24 protein-coding genes are annotated in these 24,750 nt (G+C 41.4%); 8 read left to right on the top strand and 16 right to left on the bottom strand.

Translation table 11 applies throughout. The features are described from left to right. Positions 1-16: 16 nt before the first annotated feature. The 6 genes from ACYPZI_RS00590 to ACYPZI_RS00565 form a co-directional block, all read right to left on the bottom strand. Positions 17-823, bottom strand: coding sequence for a LicD family protein (locus ACYPZI_RS00590; RefSeq protein ID WP_459597570.1), 807 nt, complete (start codon positions 821-823; stop codon positions 17-19). After that, entirely contained in the window at positions 823-1,824 is a 1,002-nt protein-coding gene (locus tag ACYPZI_RS00585) for a glycosyltransferase family 2 protein (protein ID WP_459597568.1), read from the bottom strand. The genes ACYPZI_RS00590 and ACYPZI_RS00585 overlap by 1 nt, the downstream gene beginning before the upstream one ends. Before the next feature lie 130 nt (positions 1,825-1,954). Continuing rightward, positions 1,955-2,830, bottom strand: a complete 876-nt coding sequence (locus ACYPZI_RS00580) for an alpha-1,2-fucosyltransferase (RefSeq protein WP_459597566.1) — start codon at positions 2,828-2,830, stop codon at positions 1,955-1,957. A 48-nt stretch (positions 2,831-2,878) separates the two neighbouring features. After that, the gene (locus ACYPZI_RS00575) at positions 2,879-3,655 is read right to left on the bottom strand and encodes a DUF268 domain-containing protein (protein ID WP_459597564.1); all 777 of its coding nucleotides are present in this window, start codon (positions 3,653-3,655) and stop codon (positions 2,879-2,881) included. Next, positions 3,649-5,100, bottom strand: coding sequence for a lipopolysaccharide biosynthesis protein (locus tag ACYPZI_RS00570; protein ID WP_459597562.1), 1,452 nt, complete (start codon positions 5,098-5,100; stop codon positions 3,649-3,651). Before ACYPZI_RS00570 ends, ACYPZI_RS00575 begins: the two co-directional genes overlap by 7 nt. A gap of 134 nt (positions 5,101-5,234) precedes the next feature. Further along, positions 5,235-6,842, bottom strand: coding sequence for a sulfatase-like hydrolase/transferase (locus tag ACYPZI_RS00565; protein WP_459597560.1), 1,608 nt, complete (start codon positions 6,840-6,842; stop codon positions 5,235-5,237). Between the two features lie 909 nt (positions 6,843-7,751). Here ACYPZI_RS00565 and ACYPZI_RS00560 point away from each other — a divergent pair. Then, positions 7,752-8,828, top strand: coding sequence for a redoxin domain-containing protein (locus tag ACYPZI_RS00560; protein WP_459597558.1), 1,077 nt, complete (start codon positions 7,752-7,754; stop codon positions 8,826-8,828). Between the two features lie 248 nt (positions 8,829-9,076). Here the strand turns inward: ACYPZI_RS00560 and lpdA are convergent, their stop codons facing one another. From lpdA to ACYPZI_RS00540, 4 genes are all read right to left on the bottom strand, one after another. Continuing rightward, positions 9,077-10,432: a dihydrolipoyl dehydrogenase gene (gene lpdA / locus ACYPZI_RS00555; RefSeq protein ID WP_459597556.1), complete on the bottom strand. Its 1,356-nt coding sequence runs from the start codon at positions 10,430-10,432 to the stop codon at positions 9,077-9,079. Between the two features lie 347 nt (positions 10,433-10,779). Further along, the gene (locus ACYPZI_RS00550) at positions 10,780-11,079 is read right to left on the bottom strand and encodes a GIY-YIG nuclease family protein (protein ID WP_459597555.1); all 300 of its coding nucleotides are present in this window, start codon (positions 11,077-11,079) and stop codon (positions 10,780-10,782) included. 407 nt (positions 11,080-11,486) lie between these two features. Further along, on the bottom strand, positions 11,487-12,686 hold the full coding sequence (locus ACYPZI_RS00545) for a C45 family peptidase (protein WP_459597553.1): 1,200 nt from the start codon (positions 12,684-12,686) through the stop codon (positions 11,487-11,489). Positions 12,687-12,748: 62 nt separating this feature from the next. Continuing rightward, the gene (locus ACYPZI_RS00540) at positions 12,749-13,123 is read right to left on the bottom strand and encodes a GxxExxY protein (protein WP_459597551.1); all 375 of its coding nucleotides are present in this window, start codon (positions 13,121-13,123) and stop codon (positions 12,749-12,751) included. Positions 13,124-13,342: 219 nt separating this feature from the next. Here ACYPZI_RS00540 and ACYPZI_RS00535 point away from each other — a divergent pair, with 219 nt between their 5' ends. Together ACYPZI_RS00535 and ACYPZI_RS00530 are read left to right on the top strand one after the other, a co-directional pair. Continuing rightward, positions 13,343-13,972, top strand: a complete 630-nt coding sequence (locus ACYPZI_RS00535) for an ORF6N domain-containing protein (protein WP_459597549.1) — start codon at positions 13,343-13,345, stop codon at positions 13,970-13,972. Between the two features lie 173 nt (positions 13,973-14,145). Next, positions 14,146-14,568 (top strand): hypothetical protein, encoded by a 423-nt coding sequence (locus ACYPZI_RS00530; RefSeq protein WP_459597547.1) that lies wholly within the window; start codon positions 14,146-14,148, stop codon positions 14,566-14,568. A gap of 137 nt (positions 14,569-14,705) precedes the next feature. On the opposite strand, the gene ACYPZI_RS00525 is transcribed toward ACYPZI_RS00530, so the two are convergent. Next, positions 14,706-15,389 (bottom strand): RloB family protein, encoded by a 684-nt coding sequence (locus ACYPZI_RS00525; protein WP_459597545.1) that lies wholly within the window; start codon positions 15,387-15,389, stop codon positions 14,706-14,708. Next, the gene (locus ACYPZI_RS00520) at positions 15,386-16,720 is read right to left on the bottom strand and encodes an AAA family ATPase (protein WP_459597543.1); all 1,335 of its coding nucleotides are present in this window, start codon (positions 16,718-16,720) and stop codon (positions 15,386-15,388) included. The genes ACYPZI_RS00525 and ACYPZI_RS00520 overlap by 4 nt, the downstream gene beginning before the upstream one ends. Positions 16,721-16,918: 198 nt before the next feature. Here ACYPZI_RS00520 and ACYPZI_RS00515 point away from each other — a divergent pair, with 198 nt between their 5' ends. Beyond that, positions 16,919-17,611 (top strand): hypothetical protein, encoded by a 693-nt coding sequence (locus ACYPZI_RS00515; RefSeq protein ID WP_459597541.1) that lies wholly within the window; start codon positions 16,919-16,921, stop codon positions 17,609-17,611. A gap of 144 nt (positions 17,612-17,755) precedes the next feature. On the opposite strand, the gene ACYPZI_RS00510 is transcribed toward ACYPZI_RS00515, so the two are convergent. Then, on the bottom strand, positions 17,756-18,937 hold the full coding sequence (locus ACYPZI_RS00510) for a TPR end-of-group domain-containing protein (protein ID WP_459597540.1): 1,182 nt from the start codon (positions 18,935-18,937) through the stop codon (positions 17,756-17,758). A 209-nt stretch (positions 18,938-19,146) separates the two neighbouring features. Between ACYPZI_RS00510 and ACYPZI_RS00505 the strand changes: the two genes are divergently transcribed. The 3 genes from ACYPZI_RS00505 to ACYPZI_RS00495 all read left to right on the top strand — a co-directional run bounded on the left by ACYPZI_RS00505 (position 19,147) and on the right by ACYPZI_RS00495 (position 22,041). Then, complete coding sequence (locus ACYPZI_RS00505; protein WP_459597538.1) at positions 19,147-19,695, top strand: hypothetical protein; 549 nt, start codon at positions 19,147-19,149, stop codon at positions 19,693-19,695. Between the two features lie 140 nt (positions 19,696-19,835). Continuing rightward, positions 19,836-20,255 carry a hypothetical protein gene (locus ACYPZI_RS00500; RefSeq protein ID WP_459597536.1) on the top strand — a complete coding sequence of 140 codons (420 nt, stop codon included), beginning with the start codon at positions 19,836-19,838 and terminating at the stop codon, positions 20,253-20,255. Positions 20,256-20,340: 85 nt separating this feature from the next. Beyond that, positions 20,341-22,041, top strand: coding sequence for a hypothetical protein (locus ACYPZI_RS00495; RefSeq protein WP_459597534.1), 1,701 nt, complete (start codon positions 20,341-20,343; stop codon positions 22,039-22,041). Between the two features lie 98 nt (positions 22,042-22,139). Here ACYPZI_RS00495 and ACYPZI_RS00490 read toward each other — a convergent pair whose 3' ends face one another. The 3 genes from ACYPZI_RS00490 to ACYPZI_RS00480 form a co-directional block, all read right to left on the bottom strand. Continuing rightward, the gene (locus tag ACYPZI_RS00490) at positions 22,140-22,571 is read right to left on the bottom strand and encodes a hypothetical protein (protein WP_459597532.1); all 432 of its coding nucleotides are present in this window, start codon (positions 22,569-22,571) and stop codon (positions 22,140-22,142) included. 188 nt (positions 22,572-22,759) lie between these two features. Then, positions 22,760-23,164, bottom strand: a complete 405-nt coding sequence (locus tag ACYPZI_RS00485; protein WP_459597530.1) for a hypothetical protein — start codon at positions 23,162-23,164, stop codon at positions 22,760-22,762. A 209-nt stretch (positions 23,165-23,373) separates the two neighbouring features. Further along, positions 23,374-23,796: a hypothetical protein gene (locus ACYPZI_RS00480; protein ID WP_459597528.1), complete on the bottom strand. Its 423-nt coding sequence runs from the start codon at positions 23,794-23,796 to the stop codon at positions 23,374-23,376. A 317-nt stretch (positions 23,797-24,113) separates the two neighbouring features. On the opposite strand from ACYPZI_RS00480, the gene ACYPZI_RS00475 reads away from it, so the two are divergent. After that, entirely contained in the window at positions 24,114-24,698 is a 585-nt protein-coding gene (locus ACYPZI_RS00475; protein WP_459597526.1) for a hypothetical protein, read from the top strand. Positions 24,699-24,750: the final 52 nt, after the last annotated feature.

Genomic DNA, 24,750 nt, shown 5'->3' with positions numbered 1-24,750 from the left:
TACTACTTACTACTAACTACTTACCAAGATACTCTACTTTCATAAAGTGGCTAGGCCTATTATCTTTCGCAGGGATAGACATATAGTTTCCGTACTGCTTTGTCAGATAAGTGTCTGCATCTTTCGGCGCGGAGAACTCACGACCTTCGAATACTACCTTACTTACCGGAAACATGTACCGGGCATTGTGGTTGGTAGAGTTGCCGATGCCGTAGCTGTGCAGAATATTGCCGGGCTTGGTGATGGCGCAAATGCCACGGGCAATCCATATCAGCAGAATGCCGATAGGGTAGAGCGCTAACGACGTAGTATATTCGTAGAAATATTTTAATGAATGAAAAGGACGTCCACGCTTCAATCGGCGAAAAGCCCTTCCATAGAAGAAATCGACAATGTTTTTGAGCCAACGGTAGCTTCTTTCTTCCGAAAAAATGTCGATGAATATGCCTTTTTCCTTATAACTTGCCATATCTTCCTCTTCGGAATAAACGATGGAATTTCTGTCTCTGACTTTGGAAAACAATAGCCGGTACGATTTCTCTTTTGGGGTTTGCAGATACAGGTTACCGGGTAGCTCCTTCGGCAATATTTTGAGCAATTTCTGATAATCAGGACGAAGCAGTTCGATGTCTATATCATCATCCCAAGGGATGAATCCTCCATGCCGGACTGCACCCAACAGTGTTCCTCCGCTTATCCAATACGGCAGGTTGTGACGGTCGCAAATGTCGGTTACGGTAATCAGTATATCGAGCATTTTGAGTTGCAATGTCCTTAGTTCCGATCCTTCGGGGTTATATATCTCTTTCAGATTCTCTTCCATTATTTATTTTTCAAGAAAAAAAACAGTTCAAATAATTGTGACAGTACGTCCGGATGGTATGAGGCAAAAGCCGGCGAGAATATTTTTGAATATCTTTTTTGTGAGATGCACAGCACTGCCCATCGTGCCCATAGGAAAGCTTTAAAATCATCCCGGTCGTATCTTTTTATCTTTTTGTTTTGGCGAAGCAGCTTTTCAAACCATGCCGAAACAGCTTCGGATTGTTGTACGGAAATATCCTGCTTCCGTCCCAAAGCGTAGAGCCTGAATGTGATCTTATGACAATAAAGTTCCTCGTCGGTAGGCTCTATATCCAGTCTTTTTAGCTGTTCGCGGATAATCCTGTCTTTCATTTCCTCCTGCAACTGATTGTTCAGCACCGATACATTGGTATCGTGCCAACGGTAAGCCAGCAGGTCTTTTTGCAGGTTTGCCACCTTGCCCTGCCGTGCTACGCGGCACCATAATTCGTAATCTTCCACATGCTTGTAATCCTCATCGTAACGGTTTTTTTGAAGAACTTCGCGGCGGATCATTACGCTGGGATGAATAAACGGCGGCGAAAACAGAAGATTGACCTGAAGTAGATTGTCGTCCGGCAGATTGCGTATTTTACCGGTCTTATTGAAATTCCCATCTATCACAATGGCGTTTGTTCCACACATCACATAATCGTGATTGTTGTCCAAAAACTCGACCTGATATTCCAGCCTTTCAGGAAAACTGAAATCGTCGGCATCCATGCGGGCTATATATTTCCCGTGGCAATAATCGATCCCCTTGTTCAGGGTTTTTATAAGTTTCAGGTTTTCGGGATTCTTGTAGTAGTAGATACGATTGTCCTTGTAGCGGGATATAATGGTCTCGCTACTGTCGGTAGAACCATCGTTTATAATAATCAGTTCCCAATCCTTGAACGTCTGGTTCAGGATACTGTCTATTGCCTGGGCAAGATATTGCTCTGCATTGTAGACCGGCATTAATATGGAAACTTTTGTCATAATTCTTTTATAGCTTTTAGCTCTTAGCCGTTAGCTTTTAGCAACTAAATGATTTAAAAATTCAATGTTTAAATATTTAAATATTAAATCGTTAAATTAATTTATAGCTATTAGCTAAAGGCTATTGGCTTTATATCATCTTCCATCCTTCGGGATAAAAATCTTTCAGCATGGCGTTTTTCTTCTCCTCCCGAAACCATTTATCGGGGCAAACAACAATCTTATCAGGATTGGCATTGAGCCAGGCTCCCCACCAACTAAAACTGCTGTTGGCTGTGATATTGTGCTTACAAAGGCTCATCAGCTGCATGTCGATGTAGCTTTTGTTTCCCCTGTTCCAATCGACGAACGATACGGGATGATTTCCAAAATTAAGATTTTCTTTTACCCAATCAAAATCATCGGAGAATATATAGAAAGACGGATTGCTTACTTTTTCGCACAGATACGTAACAGCCTTTTCGTAGTACGACGCGTCGCAAGTAATGAAGTTGGACGCTACGTTTGCATTTTGCACATAATCGCCCCGGCGGATGTGTATCGATACAGATTCTGTGGCGGTAAGGAGTCCTGCGACATGTTTGTTCTTCCCCTCCAAGGGATGGCGAAAGGTAAAAGCGTCGCGAATATCGGCTTCAGCGCCTTTAAAGTATTTTTCGTTTTGGAAATAGCCCGACAGAGTAACACTTCCTTTCAGGGAGTCGAATGCAGGTTGATAAAGAATAGCATAGGTGTCGGTGAACAGTCCGAAACGCCGGAAGAATGCTCTGTGCTTCTGAACGTAAGGGCGCGCCTTTGTCAGCATCCTCCCCCTGAGGGTAGATACGATAGGTGCGTCTGTATTGAAAATCCCCAGTTCGTAGCGACGGATAGTGGCATGTGTTTTCTTTGTCAGGGGGTAGAGGTCTATTGCCGCAGACGTATTCAGCCGTTTTGCCAACGCCTTTGCCGCCGCGTATTGGAACATCTGGTTCCCTAATCCTCCTGATAATAGTACTGTTACCATCTGGTTTTTATATAATGCGGCTGTTAGCTAATAGCTATCAGCTCATTTTCATTTCTTTTTCAGAATAAATATACCACATCCATAGTTACATCCGCAGTTGTCGGCTGTTTTCTGTTCATCTAACTCAATATTGCGATGGATATCGCCCCTGTCGTCTACAAACGAAAAAGACAGCAAGCTATATTTATCTTCAAAGTAATCAAGCAGATAGCGTACCGAGAAAACTCTGTGCGCATTAAATTCGACCCGCTGAGGGCCAATAGGAACGGAAAAATAGAGCGTTCCTCCGGGTTGTAAAATATTATAAATATTAACAAGGCCTTTCAGGTGCCCCTCTGCATCGATAGGGTCGCCGTACCTGCCTAGCCCGAAATGTTCTGTGGCATGGAGCGAAGACACCGAATCTGCATAGCCTTCCAGGTGTTCGCCTACAGGATTCATCATATCTGCCTGTACAAACTTAATATTGGGCAATTCGCTATCTAAAGGACGGATATCTATCACTTCTATTTCGCGAAACGATGCCACATGAGATACAAAGCCGTCGATGCGCGAACCTATATCGACATGCCTCGCCGGATCAGCTTTAAAAATATGTTGCGCCACCAGCAAATCCTGATGGAAATAATGTCCCGATGCATTGCCACCGTCTTCATCCTTATCACGCAGACAAGGATAACTCTTAGTCAATGGAAAAGGCATGCCCGAATCTTTTGTTTGTCGGGCAAATTCTTTTTTCGTTCGTCTGTACCACGGTATCGCTTTCACGCTTCGCATGATGCGGCGGGGGTATATTCCAAATATAAGTTGCAACGTTTTTAGCATGATTTCTTAAAAGATTGTTTTACAAAATCTATTGTCTCCTGCAATACTACCGATCCCAGCAATTTTACAATAAGCAGATATAAAAAACTGCCCAGAACTAGCGGAACGGCAAACAGAAGGTACATATTTTCGATTCCCAACTTGTTGAGGAATAGTAACGGCAGAAACGATATGCCGGCAATAGCCATATAAGGAGCAACGTCCAGAAATACTTCTTTCAGTGTGTACAATATCGTTTTGCCCGAAATGTATATTCCGACGCAAAAGGCTACGAGATTTACCAGGCTGATTCCTGCGACCAAACCCACAACACCGTATTTGATGCTGATGAGGATGGACAGGAGCAGCAATATGTTGCGGAAAACTTCGATCCGTAGCATCATCCCCGATTTTCCTTTGTATTGGAGCAGCGAGGAGACAAGTCCGTAGAGCGGATAAACAGCCCCGCCTACTGCCAGTATTTGCAGGATAGGAACTACATCGCCCCATTCTTTGGGCAGATAGAACGCGACTACCGGCTTTGCCAAAACAATAAGCAATAAGCCCACCGGAAAGGAAATAAATGCCGTGATGCGTACTATTTTGCGGAATACCTTCTTGCCTCTGGTTCCTTCCTCGCCCACGTTGGTAAGCAAGGGATAAGCCACACTTTTTATTCCTTCGCTGATTATCGACTGTGGTGTGCTGGTCAGCTTGTTACCCTGTCCATAAGCAGCCACCTGCTCAAAAGAGAACCGTTTACCGATGATAAGCGGAAATATATTGGAACATACCTGATTGAGCAATGCTGTTAGCAGCAGTTTCAGGCTGAAAGACGACATCTCGCGAATGTGCACATGCCTGTATCCTCCTTCGGGACGCCATTTGACGAACATCCAAAGTAACGAACTTCGCAGGAAAGCCTGTAATACCTGTTGAGCGGCGAGGCTCCATACTCCGAACCCGTAGTATGCCATCGCGATGGCTACCAATCCCGATATGCACCCTGCAAAGAGAGTGATGCGGGTGTTGGACTTAAAATCGAGCTTTTTTATCAGGTTTACATTCTGTATGGTGGCAAAGGCATTGAATACGAAAGCAAGGAAAATAAAGCGCGAAAGGTTTGTCAATACCGGTTTTTCGTAATACCAGCTAATAGCAGGAGCCGCCAGAAAGAAAACGATGTAGATAAAAATACTTATCGAGATATTAAAATAGAAGACCGAAGTATATTCCTGCGGGCTTACCTCTTTTTTGCGGATAAGGGCAGACGAAAATCCGCTGTCCTGCAACAGGTTGGCAACGGCGGTAAACAAGGCGAGCACCCCTACGACGCCTATTTCGTCTTTGGCTATCAGACGGGAGAGAATATAAAAGAAAACAAGTTGGATAACTTGCTGCCCGCCCTTGTCCACGAAACTCCAGAAAAGGGCTAAACTTGTTTTTCGCTTGAGATTATCTGCCATCTGTATTTTTGTTGCCTACAAAGGTAATGAAATGAGTTAAATATGCCAATTTGAAAATGTGCCAATTAGCCAATTAGTACATTAGCCTTTTTGTCGCTTCGCGCCATTTTCAAATTTCCAAATTTTCAAATTAACTAATCCTCCTTCACATCCGCATACGGCGAATAGCTTTGGTCGGCATGGCGTACATAACGGCCGTCTTCGATCGATTGCTCCACGTATTTTTGAGGGATGATGTAACCCATCATTTCCGCCAAAACGTATATCGTGCTCGAATTGTTGATAAGCTTCGTTTTCGGATCGAGGTATTTTGTCATTACGTTGTTTATCTGTTGGGCATTCCGGTTGATAGTCAGCAACGGAATATCGAACTGAGCCACGCCGTTTTTCCAGGGACCGTGACCTTTGCCCAATATCTCGCCATGATCGGAAAAATGCAGGAACACCGCTGTAGAATCCTGTTGCATCACCTTGTAAATCTCCCGCAAAACCCTGTCGGTATGATGGATCGAACGGTCGTACTCGTTTTTCAGGGACTTGTCGCCCGGTATGGCTTGTGCATCTTCGGCATCGTAGCGGTCAGAATAATCGTTGTGACTGCCTACCAGATGAATAACGAAAAACTGCTTGCGACTGCCATTGTGCACCCCTTTGAGTAGAGGAATCAGGTCAAAATCATCGTTCGCCAGATAGCCCCCTTGCGTAAAGATGGCTTCTTTTGTGCTCGCAGCCAGATATCCCAAATAAGAATCCTGTATGCCCGAAGCCCCCTGGTTCGATATCCAATACGTATCGTAACCCGCGTCGTTGGCAAGATTTATCAATGTTTTTTCTTCGTAGAAAGGCTTCATGTCGCGTGGCGAGGCAAACGACAGAGCCATCCGCAATACATTGCGTGTAAAGGGAGCCGCCGCTATGCCGTCGTAGCGCCTCATCACAGGCGGTTCGGCAAGTGAAAGGCTATCGAGGAACGGAGTCGTTTTCACGGCATATCCGTATAGCGACAAATGTTTGCGGTAGGCGCTTTCGCCTATTACCAGATATATTTTTTGCGGAACCTGTATGGTATCGCTATATACAATTCCTTCGGGCAGCTTTTTTTCAGCCTGTGCAAATTCACGCAGCAGGTTCATTTCTTCCCGGTAGGCTACAATGGTGGCTATATTGCCGTAAAGCACAGGGGCATACATATTCACCTTGTCTTGCCCTACCCGTACAGGAAATTCTAGAAAGAGTTCTTCCTGATATTCATACTTTATCCGTTTGTAGCAGATGATAGGGAGAATAGCCAACAAATAAGCCAACAGGACGATTATAGAATATTTACGTGAGAATTTAGCTTCTTTCAATTCCTTTTCGGCAAATACCAATAGGGCAGAGGTCGCAGCAAAAGCCACGATAGCGGGCAACCATATTTTTTTGAGCATACTGGCGGCCTCGGCGGCATGGGTCTCGAAGATGGAAGCCATTACTTCGAGCGATACATCTGTACCCAAGACGAATGCAAAATAGGCGTTGAAAGTAAGTATATACGCCAATACCAGCGTAAATGCAAGGGTGTATTTCGTCTTTGCCAGAATGTTCAGCAAAAAGAGAAACGACAGTACATGCAATGCCATTGGTATGCTGGGCGCGAACCTGATAGGCAGAAATGCTATTAGCCCGATGTATATCAGCGAAAGAATGGTAAACTTGTACTTGTAGATAAATTTACCCGCTTTCTTTATATGGTCGTTTGTCATAAACTAATTGTTTCCGATTACGAAGATACAATTATTTTTTATTCCCTTCTCACTCCCGATTCGTACACGTTGTGTCCGTATTGCTTCACCCTCATCACATAGGATGCCCTCGTTACAAAAAAGCCGGTGATAAAGTAATATAAAAAAATAAACCTAGAGCATCTTTTCAGAAGTCCAGGTTTTTGATACTTTTTATAGTGCAGATCACAATGCTTGTTAGACAATATTGCAAGGGCACTTTCGAGACACAGAAGTAATTATTTGTTTTTGTTTTCCAAAAATATTTTGTTAATAATGTGAATCAGTAGTTGAATTAATAATCATAGGAATCACAGGAACGAAGTGTATGTAATTAATTGTTCGATTATTTTCATCCTTTTCTTCTGCGCGCAATCACAGATTGCTTGCGTCCCTTTTGCCCAAAGCCGCAAAAGGAACCAAAAACGCTTTTGCGCCCCGCTTCAACGTCCGACCCATAACGGACTTAAAGGCTAAACAAAAAAACTCGCTCCGGGTTTTGTAGTATACGAATCATTTGATAAGCTCAAACACGTTTTTGTTTTTAACGCCTTCTTCGTCCTATGGGTACCCCGTACTTGAAGCTAACGGCGCGGCTAAAGCCAGACAAGGCAGCCGCTTGTCGTGCGTCAGCTTCTTGCGCATAAGTTTCGCAGGGCGCGGCAGTGATGAGCATATGTTGAGAACGCAAGCAATCTGTGATTGCGCGCAGAAGAAAAGTATGAAAATAACCGAACGCTTTTACATTACAGCAATAACTTTAACTGCTGATTGGCATTAATAACAATTTAGGTGTTTAACCGGATAAAAAGAAAAGCATTCTTGATTGAAACATTGTTTCCTGAAATTGTTTTTTATATTTGTATGATATTAATCAATTAACATACAGCGATGAAAAGAGTAACCCGATTTTTTTTAACAACGGCAATAGGTTTGCTTACTGTTGCTTCCGGCATTAAAGCACAGTCGTACACGGTAGAAGGAGTTGCAGACGATGCCCTGAACGGAAAGAAAGCTTATCTTTACGATTATAATACACGCAAAGCAATAGACAGTACGGTAGTAGCCGGCAACAAATTCCTGTTTAAAGGAACGGCAGACAGCGCGAAGTATGCCCGAATCAGTATCGAACGCAACTACGCCAATCTTATACTCGAGGACGGCAATATTATCGCCGATCTGAAAGAACGCAGCGCTTCGGGTACTGCACTCAACGAAGCATTGGTGGCTTACAACAAAGGGATGTCTGATCTGTATAAAGAGCGTTCCGATCTGTACAAAGACCTGAAAGAAAAGATAAAAGACGAAGCTCAGATGAGAAAAACCTTCGACAGTATAGATGAAGTTTCATGGTCTCCGAGATATGCCGCCCAATTGGAGAAATCCTTCGATAAGAATGCAAACAATATAATTGGCGCCATTGTGGCAAGCGATATGTCAATGTCGTATCGTATAGGGCAAATGGATACAATATTTGCCAAACTGGACAAGAGTGTTGCGTCTCTGCCTATGGTTACTCGTCTGATAGATCGCAATAATGCTCTGAAGGTAACAGCCGCAGGACAGAAATTCGTAGACTTTACCATCGATCAGCCCGACGGAACCAAGAAATCGTTGTCGGACTATGCCGGAAAAGGCAAATATGTATTGGTAGACTTCTGGGCAAGCTGGTGCGGCCCGTGCCGTGCCGAAGGCCCTAACCTGAAAGAAATTTATGCAAAGCATAAGGGCGATAAATTCGAACTGTTGGGCGTTGTGGTTTGGGATGAAGTGGACAAGACCAGGAAAGCTATCGAGGAAGACGGCATGACATGGCCTCAGATCTTAGATGCGAAAGAAATACCTACCACTCTGTATGGTATAAATGGTATTCCGCATATTATCCTCATCGGCCCCGATGGTACAATCGTAGCCCGTGAACTTCGCGGCGAAGCGATGAAAGCTAAAATTGACGAGGTATTGAAATAAAGAATCTATTTTACAAAGAATAAAGAAAGAGGCTGTCCCAAAAGTAAAATTACACTATCAAAGTGTTATCCTATTTGTCATCCTGAGCGCAACGAAGGATCTCATTCCTCAGGAAAAGAGATATTTCACTCCTGTTGGCTCCGCCGATTTGCAATTCAACATGACAATCAACGGTCACAGGAGCGTAGCGTATGTAAATAGATATAAGAAAATACTTTTGGGACAGCCCTTTTCTCTTTTATTCCGTTTTACGCAAACAACGCCTCATGTAAAATCTCGCCCACAGTAGGGTGAGGGAATACGATCTTGCGGAACTCATCCACAGTGTATTCTTTCTCAATAGCTATTCCTGCAATGACGACCAGTTCCGATGCCGGATTACCCAGCATATGGCAGCCGATTATCTTTTGGTCTTCGCTTACGATTAGCTTGCACACGCCGTTGCCCATTTCGTTTTCGGCAACAAAGCGTCCCGAATAGGCCATCGGCAGCTTCAATACCGAGTATGCGATTCCTTTCGTAGTAAGTTCTTCTTCGGTCTGTCCTACGCCTACTATTTCGGGATTGGTATAAACTACTCCCGGAATAGCCTTGTAGCTCATGTTGTCCTTTTTACCCAAAATATTGTTGACAGCCACTTCTCCCTCACGTACAGCCGTATGTGCCAAAAGAGAATATCCGGTAATATCGCCACAGGCATATACGTTCGGGTGCGATGTACGCATTTGTCCGTCAGTCTTCACGCCGTTGCGGAACAGCTCTATTCCGAGCTTGTCGAGACTGAGGTTTGCCGTTACGGGGCGGCGGCCTGTACTCAGCAATATCCGGGATGCAGGGATAGTCGATTGTTCGCCGTCTTTTTCGATGATCACTTCCTTACCCCTTATCTCCACTACTTTGGTATCGAGATGGAAGTTGATTCCTTTCTTCGCATATTCGGCGCGGAGCATTGCCGACAGTTCTTTGTCCATCGCGCCGAGTATCTCCGGAAGCATTTCTATGACATTCACCTTTACGCCCAAACTGTTGAAGAACGAAGCAAACTCCACGCCGATAACGCCTCCGCCGATGATGGCGAGCGATTCGGGCAGTTCCTTGTTGTCGAGAGCCTCTTTCGATGTCCAGTAATCGCTTCCTTCCAGCCCTTTGATCGGCGGAACGATGGTTTCCGATCCTGTGCAAAGCAATACTTTGGCGGCAGTGATGGTTTCGCCGTTGCAAGAGATCAGGATATTGCGTTCGCCGTCCTCGCCATCTATTACCGCCTCGCCTGTTACGACCGTCACGTCGTGCGCCGCCAGCTTTTGTTTGATGCCGGCTACCAGCTTGCGAACCGTTTTTTGTTTGCGGGCAATGATTTTGGGTAGGTCGAAGGTTGCTTCACCTTCTACCGAGACGCCGTACTTTGCCGAGTTTTTTATATTGTCGAGCGTTTTGGCAGAATACAAAAGCGTCTTTGTGGGAATGCAGCCCTCATTGAGGCACACTCCGCCTAAGGCGTTCTTTTCGAACAAGATGGTTTTCAGTCCTCCGGCCGAAGCTCTCTCTGCTGCCGTGTATCCGGCAGGGCCTCCGCCGATGATTGCGATGTCGTACAATGTCATGTCTTTGGTTGTTATTTTAGGTTAAAGTTATTTTTGTTTTATATTTTCTTTCTGTCCCGTCATTGCGAAGGTTTACCTGAAGCAATCCAGTTATCATCCTCTGGATTGCTTCACTTCGTTCGCAATGACGAAGTCCCCTTTTTTGTTTTTTCTGCTTTTTTCTTTCTCGTCATTGCGAAGGTTTACCTGAAGCAATCCAGTTATCATCCTCTGGATTGCTTCACTTCGTTCGCAATGACGAAGTCCTCTTTTGTTTTTCTTTTGACGTGTCTTACTCTTCTCTCGTCATTGCGAAGGTTTACCTGAAGCAATCCAGTTTATTCTTCCCTCTGTTCGCAATGACGAAGTTACCATTCTTTTATTTCGTTCCATAAATCCTTCCATTCAGGATTTATTTGTTCTATCAATTTCAACTTTTTGGAACGACTGCCTGCTTTTATTCGTTTTTCTTCAGCTATAGCTTCTTCTATCGAACTAAAAACGTTATAATACACCAACATAGTACATCCATATTTTGAAGTAAAACTTTGAGTATGTATACGAGTCTTATGTTCCTGAACACGCTCAATCAATCGAGAAGTAACACCAATATATAGTGTTCCGTTTCGTTGGTTAGTCATAATGTATACACAGCCTCCTCTTTCCACTAATTTTTTGTTTTCTGGATTGCTTCACTTCGTTCGCAATGACGAAGTCCTCTTTTTTGTTTTTTCCTGCTTTTTTCTTCTCTCGTCATTGCGAAGGTTTACCTGAAGCAATCCAGTTATCATCCTCTGGATTGCTTCACTCCGTTCGCAATGACGAAGTCCCCTTTTGTTTTTCTTTTGACGTGTCTTACTCTTCTCTCGTCATTGCGAGGGTTTACCCGAAGCAATCCAGTTTATTCTTCACTCCGTTCGCAATGACGAAGTCCCCTTTTGTTTTTCTTTTGACGTGTCTTACTCTTCTCTCGTCATTGCGAGGGTTTACCTGAAGCAATCCAGTTTATTCTTCTCTCCGTTTGCAATGACGAAGCTTTTCCCCGATGTAAATATTTATAAAAGCGAACATAATATCACAAATTGAAATATTCCTCCAGTTTCTTGCCAATTTCTTCATAAAAGCTTTTTAAATCCTCTTTTGTATAGCCATTTCCGCCCCATTCTTTAATGGCCTTTTCCGAATAATCGAAAATTTGATTTTCTATGCCTGAAATCCGCTGTAAAACGCCTTCTTTGTCCTTTGATACGAGTGCCGACAGATCGATGTAATCCTTGCCTTCGCCCCTTTCAATAGGGAATAATCGTTTCTTTAACTCCAATGACCAATCACATATTTTGGCGTTGCCTGTTTCGCCGGCAAGCATGGTCGATGGATATATCTTATTTTCATTCAACCATATAGGTATAGCCGGAGTGGTCAGTGGCGAGCCAAGTATTGTCCACATGGTAGTCTGCTGCACAGGTTCTTTGTCTTTTATTCCCTGCACCACAATAACCGATGAGGTAGAATAACGGGGAATGAAGTCGCGGAACGGATAATATACCGGTTTATCGCCGTTTTCGGGCATGATGCTGTACAGGTCAACGCCAGTGATGCCGTGAGTAAGGCAACGCGATACGTCCTGAAGCAAGAACCTGTAAGACAGACCGTTTGCCAGGGATGCCTTATAAAACAAGCCGGAAGCGGACTGATAGCGGCTCAGCCCCATGTCCCGTTCCCTATCGCCCGAAAAGGAATAATTGGTACGGATAATGTATCCCATCGGTGCGGTGGACAGGTCGTTGGCATCGAATTTCTTATAGCCTATGTCGTTGGTTTCGTAGTAAGCGCAGCCTCCCTGTGCGTCTATCACGCCGAAGTTGGCGCTCAATTGCATGGGCTTGGGCAGCCCGGCGAGCAACTTCTCAAAGTCGGCAAGCGTGGCGCAACGTTGCAAAGCCATTTTCATGACGATACCTTCGCGCTCTTCATTCCCTTCGTTGGTAGGATTGATGTTGTACGAAGCCGAGTTCATAATGGCAAAGCCCGCCGAGTTGTAGCCTCCCCAGACTTCTTTACCATCTTTGTCGCTACTATTGACGATGCCTACATAGCTGTATTTGCCGTCGGTAAAGTGCATCAGTTTGTTTTGCAACGAGCCTGTGTCCCTGTGTTTATAGAGCAAAGGACGACCGTTGGCGGTATATTTTCCCGAAACGATCGCGGTGGTGCATGCTTCCGTTTGCAAGCCAGTGGCAAACAGCAGCAGGATAATGAGATAGAGGTGTTTCATAGTTTTTATTTTTTAGCCTTATTCTTTAAACCACAGAGTAACACGGAGGAGGCACAGAGTTTTTACATTACAAATCTCTTAATTCCTGTTCTCAGCGATTTAACATTAAAATTTATTAAATAACCTATTTTACATTCTGCCAACTTGAGGTAAGTCAATAGTTGGGCGGTGTGAATGTCTTTAAATTCTTCCACAGCTTTTAGTTCTAAAATAACTTTATTTTCAATAAGCAGGTCTATTCTATATCCGGCTTCTATTTCTATACCTTTATATTCAACAGGAAGCTCAACTTGTCTTTCTACAATTAGTCCGTTTTGTTGCAGTTCGTAAAAAAGGCATGCTTCATAGGCACTTTCCAAAAGTCCCGGTCCGAGTTCTGTATGAACAGTATAAGCACATCTTAAAATTCTTTCCGTTAAATCTCTTTCTATAAACATATCTACTCTGTGAAAACTCTGTGTTTCTCTGTGGTTTTACCTTTTCTGAAAATTTCCTATAAAGATAGTATTTTACATTAAGATTAGTGGAAAGGCTTTAGTGAAATTAGGGATAGTGCGCGAAAATAAGACTCGGAAGTCTGAGCGGACGGAAAAATGTACTTGCGTTTCCGACTATTATTTTTACCTTTATGTCCGACAGAAAAATAGAACTAACACATGGAACTCTCAATCATCCAAAGCAAAATATACGAGATACGCGGATGTAAGGTAATGCTGGATTTCGACTTGGCAGAAATGTATCAGGTAGAAACAAGAACATTAAATCAGTCGGTTAAGCGCAATATGAAGCGATTTCCATCTGATTTTATGTTCCAATTGGAAAAAGAAGAATGGGAAAAATTGAAATCACAAATTGTGATGAGTTCCCAAAATGACTCCAACTCGTCACAAACTGTGATGAGTTCAAACCGCAAACACAGAGGTGATAAATATCTTCCCTATGCCTTTACGGAACAGGGTGTTGCAATGCTTTCGGGGTTACTCAATAGTGATATAGCTATTGAAGTAAATATCAATATTATGCGGGTTTTCGTCACTGTGCGGAATTATTTACTGCAACATGCTGCTACATCAAAAGAGATAGAAAACCTTTGGCAACATGTAAAAGCACTTGAAGAACAAAGCGAAGAAAACCTCAGGGCGATAAATGACCTGAGTGAAGATAACCAAAATGCTTTTGATGAAATATACATCGCCCTTGCCGAATTGGCTAAAAAGCAGAAAGTTGTAACTGAATCCAAGCCCCGAAACCCTGTTGGATATATCAACCCCCAAAAAGGCAAGTAATTCTTTGTCATCCTGAATTACGAAGTAATCGGCGGAGCCAATAGGAACGGAGCAATCCAGAGAGAAATATAAATCTGAGAGTTGCCTTAACTATAAGTCCTTTTTGTATCTTTTGCTAAACAAAATACTTTATCTTTGCAGCATACAAACTAAAAACTAAACCAAGACCGATTATGAAGAAAATACTGTCTATATTTCTGTTGCTTAGCTTATCGTTTGCTTTCTCGGCTTGTGGTGGTAGTGATGATGACGAACCCGAGAAATTCGTATGGGGCGGTGACTGGAATGATCCGAATGATCCTCATTATGCTACTTATAAAGGAATGTATAATCCGATACAGGGGTTGTGGAGGTTCGATTGGGATACGGAAAGAGGGATATATTTCTCAGAAGATTTTATAGCATATAATGTGGTGTTTTATCCAAATGGGTTATATAAAAAAGAATCAATTGGGATTAAATATATAATTAACGATAAAGCTTTTAGTTTTGTGCCTGCTATACAGATATATGAAATAGAAGGAACTAAGTTGAAATATAAAGGAATTATAGATGAAAAGGAGAGATGGTCTTATTGCACCAGAGTAGAGGAATAAATAAAGGGAGCTAATCACCAGGAGTGGTCGGAAGATTTCAATATATCATATATTATTGTTTATCAATTCAATAGTTTATAATCAGGTCGGTAACAGCCGTAAGCAGAGGTGATAGCATGAATTTGGGCAAGCTGGGTTTATTTCTTCTTTATTTGAAGTTTTAAAGTAGGTAAAAATTTAGATGCAAATATATTAAATCTTGGTTTACCCATTTTATCTAATAAGGCTTCACCCAAAAGATAAACTTTCGTTTCTTTCGGATTAGGCATGTAATGTGTTTTATTCGTGTCCTTTGCTTTCGCATTCTTTACAGCTTCCGGGAGCAAAGGAAGATACTCCAGATAAAAATATCCTCCCGGTTCTATGGTGTGAAGTGTTTGTTTGGCCTTATTCGATGACGAGCAGTCATAAGTATTCAAGTCTGTACGCTTATGGTACAACAACCATATTTCAAAGCAAGGATTACTTACTACAACATTCCAATTCTTTATATTCAAACAATATTCATTTAGTTCTTCGAGCTGCTCTCTTGGCCATTTATCGACATCTACAATAAACCAGAGTGTGTCCCCGTCTTTTTCAGACAAACCAACTTCTGTAATATATTCTTTAGCTCGTTCTAATAGTTTCTTAGGAGCAGAGCCTCGTTTGCCATCTTTGTCCTCTATTATATCAACCTTAAGTTTGTCGATACTATTCATAAAGGGACGAAAATATTCGGGTTCACGAACTGTACCTTCACATACTATGGCAAACAAACTGTAATCTCTTTTCTTTGCGGAGGCTTCCCTGTCGTATCCTCTTACTTTGAATCCACTCATTGTTCATGCCAGTTTAGATCTTCTAATTTAGATAAAAAAGGAATAGCTCCAAAACGTCCGTTTAAATATCCTTTTTCTATATCGAGGTCTGGGCGTGGTTTAAATTCGTTAAGCGTATATAGTTCTGTGCTCTGAGTCGTTTTGTTTTTTTCAGCAAACCAGATTTCATCTGACCGGAAGATTTTACAGTTAAGTAAGCTTGATTCGTGAGTTGTGAATATTAATTGTCCCTTAGTTGTATTGTCATCCATTATTTTTTTGATAAGTATGTGCAACAGAGATGGGTGCAGGCTGCGGTCTATTTCGTCGATAATGTAGGTGATTTCTTGGTTTAGAACCGAGAAAAGTAAAGGAATAAAATCTATCAAGCGTCTTGTTCCGTCTGATTCTTCTTCTGTTCCAAAAGGCACATCTTTATGGTTCATTAAGAATTTTTTAACCATGTATTTATTCTCTTCCTTTATTGCCATTGTTAAAGAGTTAAAAGGAGATAGTTTTGCCATTTTTCCTTTATCTAGATGCTTCTTCAATCCATCTAAATCATTCATCTTTATCGTTCGACTTTTAGTAAGATATTCATCCAATGGCTCGCTTTTAAGTTCAAGAGCATCAATTCCTGTATCAAATGATTTCAAGGTCGTTTCAGAAAAATTCCTGAAAATATCATTTTTGTACAAGATTGCTGCAATATTTTCATTCGTTGTGCTAGGAAAGATAATAATCAATTTTTTTTGAATCCATTCCAAAACATCATTAATCTCATCAATCTTAAGAGTGCTGTTCTGTGATATAAGCAGTTGGTTCTGCTTGAGAATATCTTCCTCCATTATAGAAATACGCATTTTAGCTCTCTCCGATTGAACGTATTTGTCTGCAACCTTAATTATTGGATGTTTTTTACTTTTAGAATGAGTTCTCTCAAATATCATCTTAGCCTTAGCTGTACCCGTTTCATATAGCCATTCATCGAGAACAATATCATTGTCAAAACTTATACCATAAGTATAAATCTGTTTATTTATAGAAAATTCTATCTCATGATAGATAGGCTTATTTTTATTTTCAGACTTTATTCTAAATTTTTTATTGGTAATATCAGAAGAAACCACACCATTAGTTACGATTTCTTTTAAGTTTCTTATCGCTTTTATCAAATTCGATTTTCCTGCACCATTTGCTCCATATATAGCAGAGGCTTTTAAAACATCTAAGTTCTTTTTTACAGAATATACATGTTCTTTGTGAGTTCTCAGCGACTTTGCTGCCAACATGTTAAATTCAGTTTCTTCGTCAAACGACAAAAAATTAGAAACATTAAATCTAATCAACATAAATTTTGTTCATTTTAGGTTTATACTACAAATAAAACGAATAAATCTCGTAATATATTTATTTTTTCTGTAAAATATCTATAAAATGTATTTTTGAGAGATTTTATCGTTTTATATAGATAAATTTCATTTCGATGTTCCCCCCTCATCCTTTCCCCGCCAAATTATCTATAAGTTACTTAGATAATTTTAGAACATATGATAAAACTTGAATTTGAGAACACGTCAATTGTTATTCCCGAAGGCTGGCATGAGGTAAAACTGGCTGATTATGAGAGATGGAACGCGCAGAAGCCTGAGACCAAACAGGAATATGTCCGTTTTGTGGCCGATGTATGCAACGTAGAGGCCAATGTGCTGCTCGAAGCTCCGGCACAGGTATTTGACATTATCACCGAAGCTATCCGTTTCGTTTTTGACCCGGAGCCCGAACCGTGCAATAAAGTGAGCATCGGTGGCAAAGATTATTTCGTATCCTTCTCGGACAAGCTTACCCTGGGCGAATGGGTAGATATTGAAAGCATTATCGGCAGCGAAAGCATTAGCAAATTATCGGAAATGCTGGCTGTACTTTGCCGTCCTGCCGGTGAGAAGTACAACTCCGACCTGGCCGAAGAACGGCAAACGATGTTTCGCAACCTGACCTGCGATAAGGTGCTGCCGTTGATAGGTTTTTTTTTACTCAAAAAGAGAAGATCCGACGAGATTTTGAACCACTATTCAACGGTGGTGGATCAGGCAAACCGGTTTCTAAGGGATACCGAGACTTTTGTAATAAATGGGGGTGGTATAAAACTATTGCCGATCTGGCAGAGGATAAGATATATCTGTTTAGTACGATCACTGAAAAAACAGTTGTCGAAGTTTTCGGATTCCTCCTTTACCGCATAGACAAGTCGCGTGCCGAAGAAGACCAGTACAAGTTTGAGAAACAGATACGGAGATGATTTGAAAATTAATCAATTTGAAAATTTGAAAATTGCGCAGGCGGTAAATCCATTTTCAAATTTACTCATTTTCAAATTATCAAATTGATCACTCCTCCCAAAACACCTTATCATTTGTCGTACTATAATCGTTCCTGACAGGATCGGGCGTGTAACCCACAGGATATAAGTTAAGATAACCATTGGTAGTTCCGGCTGTCTCTACATTATACCCGTTATGTAGAGGAGACGTCAGCCAGTAAAGGTTTTTAGCCATATACGAATCCAGATAATACTCCTTTGTCTGCTTACTCTGATTGTTCCAGTTGGCATCTTCGTTCAGTACCAACGGCTTATCGGCGCGCAAGTGTTCCCTTACTTCGGCTATACTGAGCAGGTTGCCCTTTTCGTCGCTCACATAGGCGTTGAATGTAGGATCCATCCATAACCATTTGTTCAGCGTTTTGGAATATACGGAGTTGATAACATGGCAATCGGAGATATATTCTTTAGGCATGCAAGTGATAAACCGTGACTTGAAACCCATTGCCAGATAGCATTCGTTGAGCATTGTTGCCATCATACGGCAGTTAACTCCCCTGTTTTCAGCATCGCATACTTTCACTATATCGATTGCGTTTCTCGAAGATGGGTTGAAAGAACTTCCATCGTGCCTGACACGGTTGTGAACCCATGTCATCAGATTTTTTATCTGCGATATTTCATCACCCTTGCCTGCAATGCTGTCGAGGTTGAAATGTTGGCGGACACGTACCAGATTCGGATTGGATGCCTCAAGGTATGTAAACTCTATTTTTTGTTTGGGTAATTCGTTACTGTAGCCGTTCGCATCTTTTAGCACTTGCGTAAAATCCCCTATCTTTTTCAGTTCCAGTATCGCGTCTTTAAACCGTTTTTCGTTCCGGATGTTATCCAGATCAGAATCTTGAAGCGTATGTGCGTAGTCGTTCCATTTATATTCTATTGCTTTTTCGAAGTTATCCAATGCTTTTTCGCTATTGTTCAAAAGGCTGTGGGAGCAAGCGTTATTATAATAAACCGAACCGAGGAAAGGAGAAACTGCTCCCTTATCCTTGTCCGGCAGATGGTTGTAGTAGCTGATCAGCGAGTCGTAAATAACGATAGCTTTTTTATAATCCTTATTCCCTGCGGCAGCACCTGCGGCATTATATAGTTTTTGTATATCGTCCAGAATTGTTTTGCCGGGAGTTTGTGAAAATACAGACAAGCTGAATAATGAAATAATAAAAAGACTAACTACTTTTTTCATAACGTTACTTTTTTAAATGTCCAATAATTATATAACGTATCAATCCGAAAAATGTTACATCATTTTTACTGTTTTCATGAAGATTGTAAAAGTTTATCTATTCTATGCCAATTAGCCAATTTGATAATTTGAAAATTTGATAATTGCGCGAAGCGGCAAAGTCGTTATTTTCAAATTTGCTAATTGACGAATTTTCAAATTAATTAATTATGATAAACAGTATAATCGACATTTTTTACACACAGGCACAACAGCACAAATCGCTGAAAGCCTTTTATTACGAACGTAACTACGAACTCGGTAGCGGCAAAGACTTTTATCCTCTCTTGTGGCTCGAAGATCCTTTGACAGGGTATAACCGGGGCAATGTATTCTCCAATTCGGTTAATTTTTCTATTCTTTTTTTGCCCGGCAAGGAACACACGGTCGCGGAGTTGCAGAGCCTTGCTTTTTCCGTTGGGCTGAATATCATCGAACGGATAAAGAAACACGGCAATGAACTGGGCGTCAGCATACAACCCGACTGGAATTATTTGACGCTGAGCAACTACTACGACGATAATGCCTGCGGATGCCGTTTTTCCGTCAATATGACGCAAGCCAACATGCAAAATTTGTGCCTGATAGACGAACAATTCGATGCCGGCAAGCGGTTTGAAGAAGCAAACCCACTGAGAAGCTTCGACATTTCTCCTGCCAACACCTGCGAAGTGTTTACAGACAAGTTTCCTGTATTTGATCTAAAAACAAGAAAATGAAACGAAGCATGATTTTTGTCAAATCACTAAAGTCCATGATAATAAAAATCACGCGAGTTCCATATGGCAATTAAAATCAAAATTATTATCATATGAATGATCATGTGTTAAAAGTAATCGAAGAGATAAGCCGCGACATGATGGCCCTGGCTCAGTTTGTCCTCGATAACGACAGTGCCGGGGTGAACAGCAAAACGGGAAGAAACACCCTGAAGGACAGCGCTCTGGTAAAAGATGTGGGTTCCCGTATCAGCTTCGGCAACAATGGCGACAATGTGGTGATAGAGCTTTTATTCAACAACTACATCGACTACATCGAAAAAGGCCGCCGTCCGGGTAAGATGCCGCCCATCAGCGCATTGAAAGAGTGGGCGCAGTCGCGTGGCATTTCCACCGATAACAGTACGCTCTTTGCCATAGCCAATGCCATCAAACGCGACGGCATAGAAGGCCGTCCTGTGCTGGCAACCCTCGAACGCGAAATAGAAAACAGCTTCGAAAACGAGTGGTACGACAAACTATTCGAAGCAATGACGAACGTTTTTAAATTAGCAAATTAGCAAATTAACTTTTATCGCTTTGCGCCATTTTCGAATTTGCAAATTGGCAAATTTTCAAATTAACTCATTTTCAAATTAAACAATCATGGGATATTTTATAGAAGAACTTAAAGATATAGCCAAAGTAACCGGACCTGCCAAATTTTCTCTGTCCTCCAATCCGAATTTTGCAGAGTTCGAGGCAATGGAGAATGCACAAACTCTGATAGATATTGACCTGAATTTCTATAATTGCGGCTATACATTCATCAGGAGCGACGTGCACGGTATAAAAATATATGAGAACGTATCCGCGTTTTCCATAATAGAAGAAAATACAGGGACAGAACATAAATTTGAGGGAACGTCCGACCTTGACAAAATCGGGCCGGGAGTGTTTTACATAGGTACTATAAGCCAATATGCCGCCGGATGGCAATATTACAGGGAGAAAACGGTTGAAAGCCTCAAAAACTGCCTGATGCAAAATGAATTTATAAGAGATAATTTTGAATTGAACCAATCTCTCATCAAGGATTCTCACGGAGCTTTATCATTGGGAGAATCCCTTCATCTCAAGTCGAAAGGCGGAGGTAAGAAGTATGCATTTACGGTTAAAGGGAACGAACGTTTTTTTTCGCTTTCAGGTGATCCTTCCACTGTTGCCGATTCAGATTCCTTCTCCGAGGGCCATAGCCCCGTGGAATTGCATTTGGAACTGTATAAAGACACAGGCGTATTTCCCGGAACGGACAGTATGCCTGATGGCGAAAATATGGGCTCGCTTGCCACTACCCTGACCAAGTCTTATGCCAATAATCCTCTGTGGTTCAATGTCAATATACTGGAGAGTAAAGATTATTCACGCCGGTTCCTGAACGAAGAACACCTGTGGTTCGATACCGGTACAGTCCGCGATTTCCGGTTCGCGGCTAAAAGACTGATATCGACCAGAACCCATTACGAAAATTCGCTCTTTTACTATTCCGATGTATTATACCTTGTCAGCGGCTATCGACGCAATCTTGAAACGAACGACCTGTCGGCCTATGTTTACGACACCTCGGAAGATACGAAAGCAAAACCGCTTACGAACCAGCCCGCGCTGTTTCACATCAAAGGGCAGACACAGTATTTCAACTTCCTGCTTTCCGATGCCGGTCACGACAACGAGGCAGGGGGAAATCTTGCCATTACGTACCGTATCCTCAGCCAGTCGGGACGTTTCCTTGCCGAAAAGGTGATGCACACCCAACCGAAGCACCTCTTCCATGCCGTGAATACCATCCGCCTGGACATCGACGGGGCAATAAGCGAATATCCGAATGCCGGACGGGTGGAAGCCTGCCTGTCGCGCTCGCTGCCCGACGAGGACAATTACATTGCAGTGACCGAGCCGTTGCGGTTCAGGATACTGCCATCGTGTTTGCACAAGGTCAACGACTTTGCGTTCCTCAATTCGCTGGGAGGATGGAGCAGTTTCAACTTCGCGGGGACAGACCAATCGGAATTTAAGACGAAGACCAACACCATCTTCAAAACGCATACGCCCGACAAGACTGTCAGCAGCGAGTTGGAAGCCGTATTCAGTAAGGATGTGGAAGAGCAATTCTCGGTGCAGACCATGCCCATTACCCGCGAGGTGACAGAGTGGCTGCGCGAACTGAGCGCCTCGAAAGCTGTGTACGAACTATCCACAAAACGATACGTGATTGTGGACGACCTGACGATAAAACCCAATTCGAAGGACGAGCTTTTCCGCCTCGAAATGAAGTACCGGTATTCCGATATTTACAACGCTAAGTGATATTCTTTCGCTCTTCGCTACCGCGCGAATCTTTCGCGTGGCTTATTTAATCGCCACACGATGCAATCGTGCGGTAGCGGGGGGTAACTGTCTCCATATTACTTTATTTGATAAATCGTTTTATTGGAAGAATAATCCTTAACATCGTAAGTATCTCCATACAGCTTTATTTGATAAATCGTTTTATTGGAAGAATAATCCTTAACATAGTAAGTATCTCCGTACAGCTTTATCTGATAAATCGTTTTATTGGAAGAATAATCCTTAACATCGTAAGTATCTCCATACAGCTTTATCAGATAAATCGTTTTATTGGAAGAATAATCCTTAACATAGTAAGTATCTCCGTACAGCTTTATCTGATAAATCGTTTTATTGGAAGAATAATCCTTAACATCGTAAGTATCTCCATACAGCTTTATCTGATAAATGGTTCTACTACCGGAAGATGATTTATAAATATTATCACCCAGACAATTGACAGTAAATAACAGTGTCAACATGAAAAAAAAACGGATAATGTGTCTCATAGTTTGGTGTTATTAAGTTTATAAAGATAAGACTAAAAAATTAACGTATGGTTTAAATTACCGGATTAATAATTCTTTTCCCCGCTCGCGCAGACGTCTCGTCTGTGTGTTGGTAGCAAAAAGAACGATTGCTCTTCGAACAAGACACGGACAAAATGTCCGCGCCAGCAAGGGATTAAATCCGGAATTTAATATTCCTCGACATAGTAAGTATCTCCATACAGCTTTATCCTATAAATGGTTTTACCCGAAGAATACTCCTCAACATAGTAAGTATCTCCATACAGCTTTATCCTATAAATGGTTTTACCCGAGGAATACTCCTCAACATAGTAAGTATCTCCATACAGCTTTATCCTATAAATGGTTTTACCGGAAGAATCATCATCAACATAGTAAGTATCTCCATACAGTTTTATCTGATAAATCGTTTTATTGGAAGAATAATCTTCTACATAGTAAGTATCCCCATATAGCTTTATCCTATAAATGGTTCTAGTACCGGAAGACGAATTATAAATATCATCATCACCCACGCAATTGACAGTGAACAGCAAAGTCAATAGGAGAAAAAACGGAATAATGTATCTCATAATTTGGTGTTATTATGCTTATAAATATAAGACTTTTTAATCTTTGAATAGTTTAATCGGAAAACAATTTCTTTATCTATAATATAAAACACATTATGGCAGACATGAAGAACCCCGCTCGCGCAGACGTCTCGTCTGTGTGTTGGTAGCAAAAAGAACGATTGCTCTTCGAACAAGACACGGACAAAATGTCCGCGCCAGCAAGGGGGCTATTTAGGTCTAATCGTGTAAACCGGAGCTGCTACTCCTCTGCCTTCAAATACTTCAAAATTCTCTCCGTCAGGTCTAATCGTGTAAACTGGAGCTGCTACTCCTCTGCCTTCAAATATTTCAAAGTTCTCTCTGTCCGGTCTAATGGTGTAAACCGGAGCTGCTACTCCTCTACCTTCAAATACTTCAAAGTTCTCTCTGTCAGGTCTAATGGTGTAAACCGGAGCTGCTACTCCTCTACCTTCAAATACTTCAAAGTTCTCTCTGTCAGGTCTAATGGTGTAAACCGGAGCTGCTACTCCTCTGCCTTCAAATACTTCAAAAATATTATTAAACAGACTTTTATCGGAGGAATTTTCTTGGCAATTAATAGAAACAATACTGAGAAGTAATAATCCAATTATCAATAAATATCTTTTCATAGTATTTAATATTATTCTTTATATAAAGATAAGACTAAAAAACTAATATCTGGTTTAAATTATCGGATTAATAATTCTTTATCTATAAGATAAAAAGTATTATGGCAGAAAAAACTATGAAATTGAAAATAGAGGCTCCCGCTCGCGCAGACGTCTCGTCTGTGTGTTGGTAGCAAAAAGAACGATTGCTCTTCGAACAAGACACGGACAAAATGTCCGCGCCAGCAAGGGATTTTGTTAAAAACTAAAGACAGGAAATATTAAATTGTCTTGATTTTAAGTTTATCTTTATGGCTCGAAGATAATAATAGCAGACTATGAAAAAGAACTACATTGTGTTGGCTATCTTGGTTGCACTAATTGGCTACAAACTTTGGTACAAAAGCCCTCAGGAAAAAGCAGAAAAGGTTGTAAAAGACTGGATGAAACATTCTTACGGAGATAGTTATGAAACCATAGATATATCATATCTTGATACATTAAATTATTCGAGAAAAACAATCGAAGAGATAGAGTTTTTTAAAAAAGAAATAGAAGCTGCTCCTGTACTAATTCGCCATTCGCAAAAACAATTAGATAGCTATAGAGAAATATATGAGGAAAATAAGACAGCCTCATATGATTGGATAAATAATTCTAGACTGAAAGGAATTGTAGAGTTGGAGGAAAAGATCAAAGTCTATAAGAAAATGTATGCAGAAGCTATGTATAGGCATCATTCATTAAAAAACAGCAAACAATTTTTGGGTTACTCTGTTCTCCATACCTATAAAGCAAAAGGTCAGAAATATAACGTTTTCTTTCTTTTAGATAAAGATCTTACTCACGTGACTGATACGATGCATTACAATTATACAAGTCTGAGGTACTTAAGTGCTATATTTAAAAATAAGTTTTCATGATATTTAAAAGCCCGATTTTTTTCGGGCTTTTTTTATTAAACCAAATTTGAAG

The organism is Dysgonomonas reticulitermitis, assembly GCF_054601275.1.
This window is presented reverse-complemented; position numbering and strand designations above follow the sequence as displayed.

What these genes read in the sequence shown, in the direction of transcription:
- ACYPZI_RS00520 (WP_459597543.1), bottom strand. Translation starts at nt 16,720, where the DNA reads ATGTTGATTAGATTTAATGTTTCTAATTTTTTGTCGTTTGACGAAGAA.
- ACYPZI_RS00490 (WP_459597532.1), bottom strand. Translation starts at nt 22,571, where the DNA reads ATGAGACACATTATCCGTTTTTTTTTCATGTTGACACTGTTATTTACT.
- ACYPZI_RS00485 (WP_459597530.1), bottom strand. Translation starts at nt 23,164, where the DNA reads ATGAGATACATTATTCCGTTTTTTCTCCTATTGACTTTGCTGTTCACT.
- ACYPZI_RS00535 (WP_459597549.1), top strand. Translation starts at nt 13,343, where the DNA reads ATGGAACTCTCAATCATCCAAAGCAAAATATACGAGATACGCGGATGT.
- ACYPZI_RS00570 (WP_459597562.1), bottom strand. Translation starts at nt 5,100, where the DNA reads ATGGCAGATAATCTCAAGCGAAAAACAAGTTTAGCCCTTTTCTGGAGT.
- ACYPZI_RS00590 (WP_459597570.1), bottom strand. Translation starts at nt 823, where the DNA reads ATGGAAGAGAATCTGAAAGAGATATATAACCCCGAAGGATCGGAACTA.
- ACYPZI_RS00500 (WP_459597536.1), top strand. Translation starts at nt 19,836, where the DNA reads ATGGCCCTGGCTCAGTTTGTCCTCGATAACGACAGTGCCGGGGTGAAC.
- ACYPZI_RS00480 (WP_459597528.1), bottom strand. Translation starts at nt 23,796, where the DNA reads ATGAAAAGATATTTATTGATAATTGGATTATTACTTCTCAGTATTGTT.
- ACYPZI_RS00475 (WP_459597526.1), top strand. Translation starts at nt 24,114, where the DNA reads ATGAAAAAGAACTACATTGTGTTGGCTATCTTGGTTGCACTAATTGGC.
- ACYPZI_RS00545 (WP_459597553.1), bottom strand. Translation starts at nt 12,686, where the DNA reads ATGAAACACCTCTATCTCATTATCCTGCTGCTGTTTGCCACTGGCTTG.
- ACYPZI_RS00510 (WP_459597540.1), bottom strand. Translation starts at nt 18,937, where the DNA reads ATGAAAAAAGTAGTTAGTCTTTTTATTATTTCATTATTCAGCTTGTCT.
- ACYPZI_RS00495 (WP_459597534.1), top strand. Translation starts at nt 20,341, where the DNA reads ATGGGATATTTTATAGAAGAACTTAAAGATATAGCCAAAGTAACCGGA.
- ACYPZI_RS00575 (WP_459597564.1), bottom strand. Translation starts at nt 3,655, where the DNA reads ATGCTAAAAACGTTGCAACTTATATTTGGAATATACCCCCGCCGCATC.
- ACYPZI_RS00505 (WP_459597538.1), top strand. Translation starts at nt 19,147, where the DNA reads ATGATAAACAGTATAATCGACATTTTTTACACACAGGCACAACAGCAC.
- ACYPZI_RS00515 (WP_459597541.1), top strand. Translation starts at nt 16,919, where the DNA reads ATGATAAAACTTGAATTTGAGAACACGTCAATTGTTATTCCCGAAGGC.
- ACYPZI_RS00565 (WP_459597560.1), bottom strand. Translation starts at nt 6,842, where the DNA reads ATGACAAACGACCATATAAAGAAAGCGGGTAAATTTATCTACAAGTAC.
- ACYPZI_RS00540 (WP_459597551.1), bottom strand. Translation starts at nt 13,123, where the DNA reads ATGTTTATAGAAAGAGATTTAACGGAAAGAATTTTAAGATGTGCTTAT.
- ACYPZI_RS00525 (WP_459597545.1), bottom strand. Translation starts at nt 15,389, where the DNA reads ATGAGTGGATTCAAAGTAAGAGGATACGACAGGGAAGCCTCCGCAAAG.
- ACYPZI_RS00585 (WP_459597568.1), bottom strand. Translation starts at nt 1,824, where the DNA reads ATGACAAAAGTTTCCATATTAATGCCGGTCTACAATGCAGAGCAATAT.
- ACYPZI_RS00580 (WP_459597566.1), bottom strand. Translation starts at nt 2,830, where the DNA reads ATGGTAACAGTACTATTATCAGGAGGATTAGGGAACCAGATGTTCCAA.
- lpdA (WP_459597556.1), bottom strand. Translation starts at nt 10,432, where the DNA reads ATGACATTGTACGACATCGCAATCATCGGCGGAGGCCCTGCCGGATAC.
- ACYPZI_RS00560 (WP_459597558.1), top strand. Translation starts at nt 7,752, where the DNA reads ATGAAAAGAGTAACCCGATTTTTTTTAACAACGGCAATAGGTTTGCTT.
- ACYPZI_RS00530 (WP_459597547.1), top strand. Translation starts at nt 14,146, where the DNA reads ATGAAGAAAATACTGTCTATATTTCTGTTGCTTAGCTTATCGTTTGCT.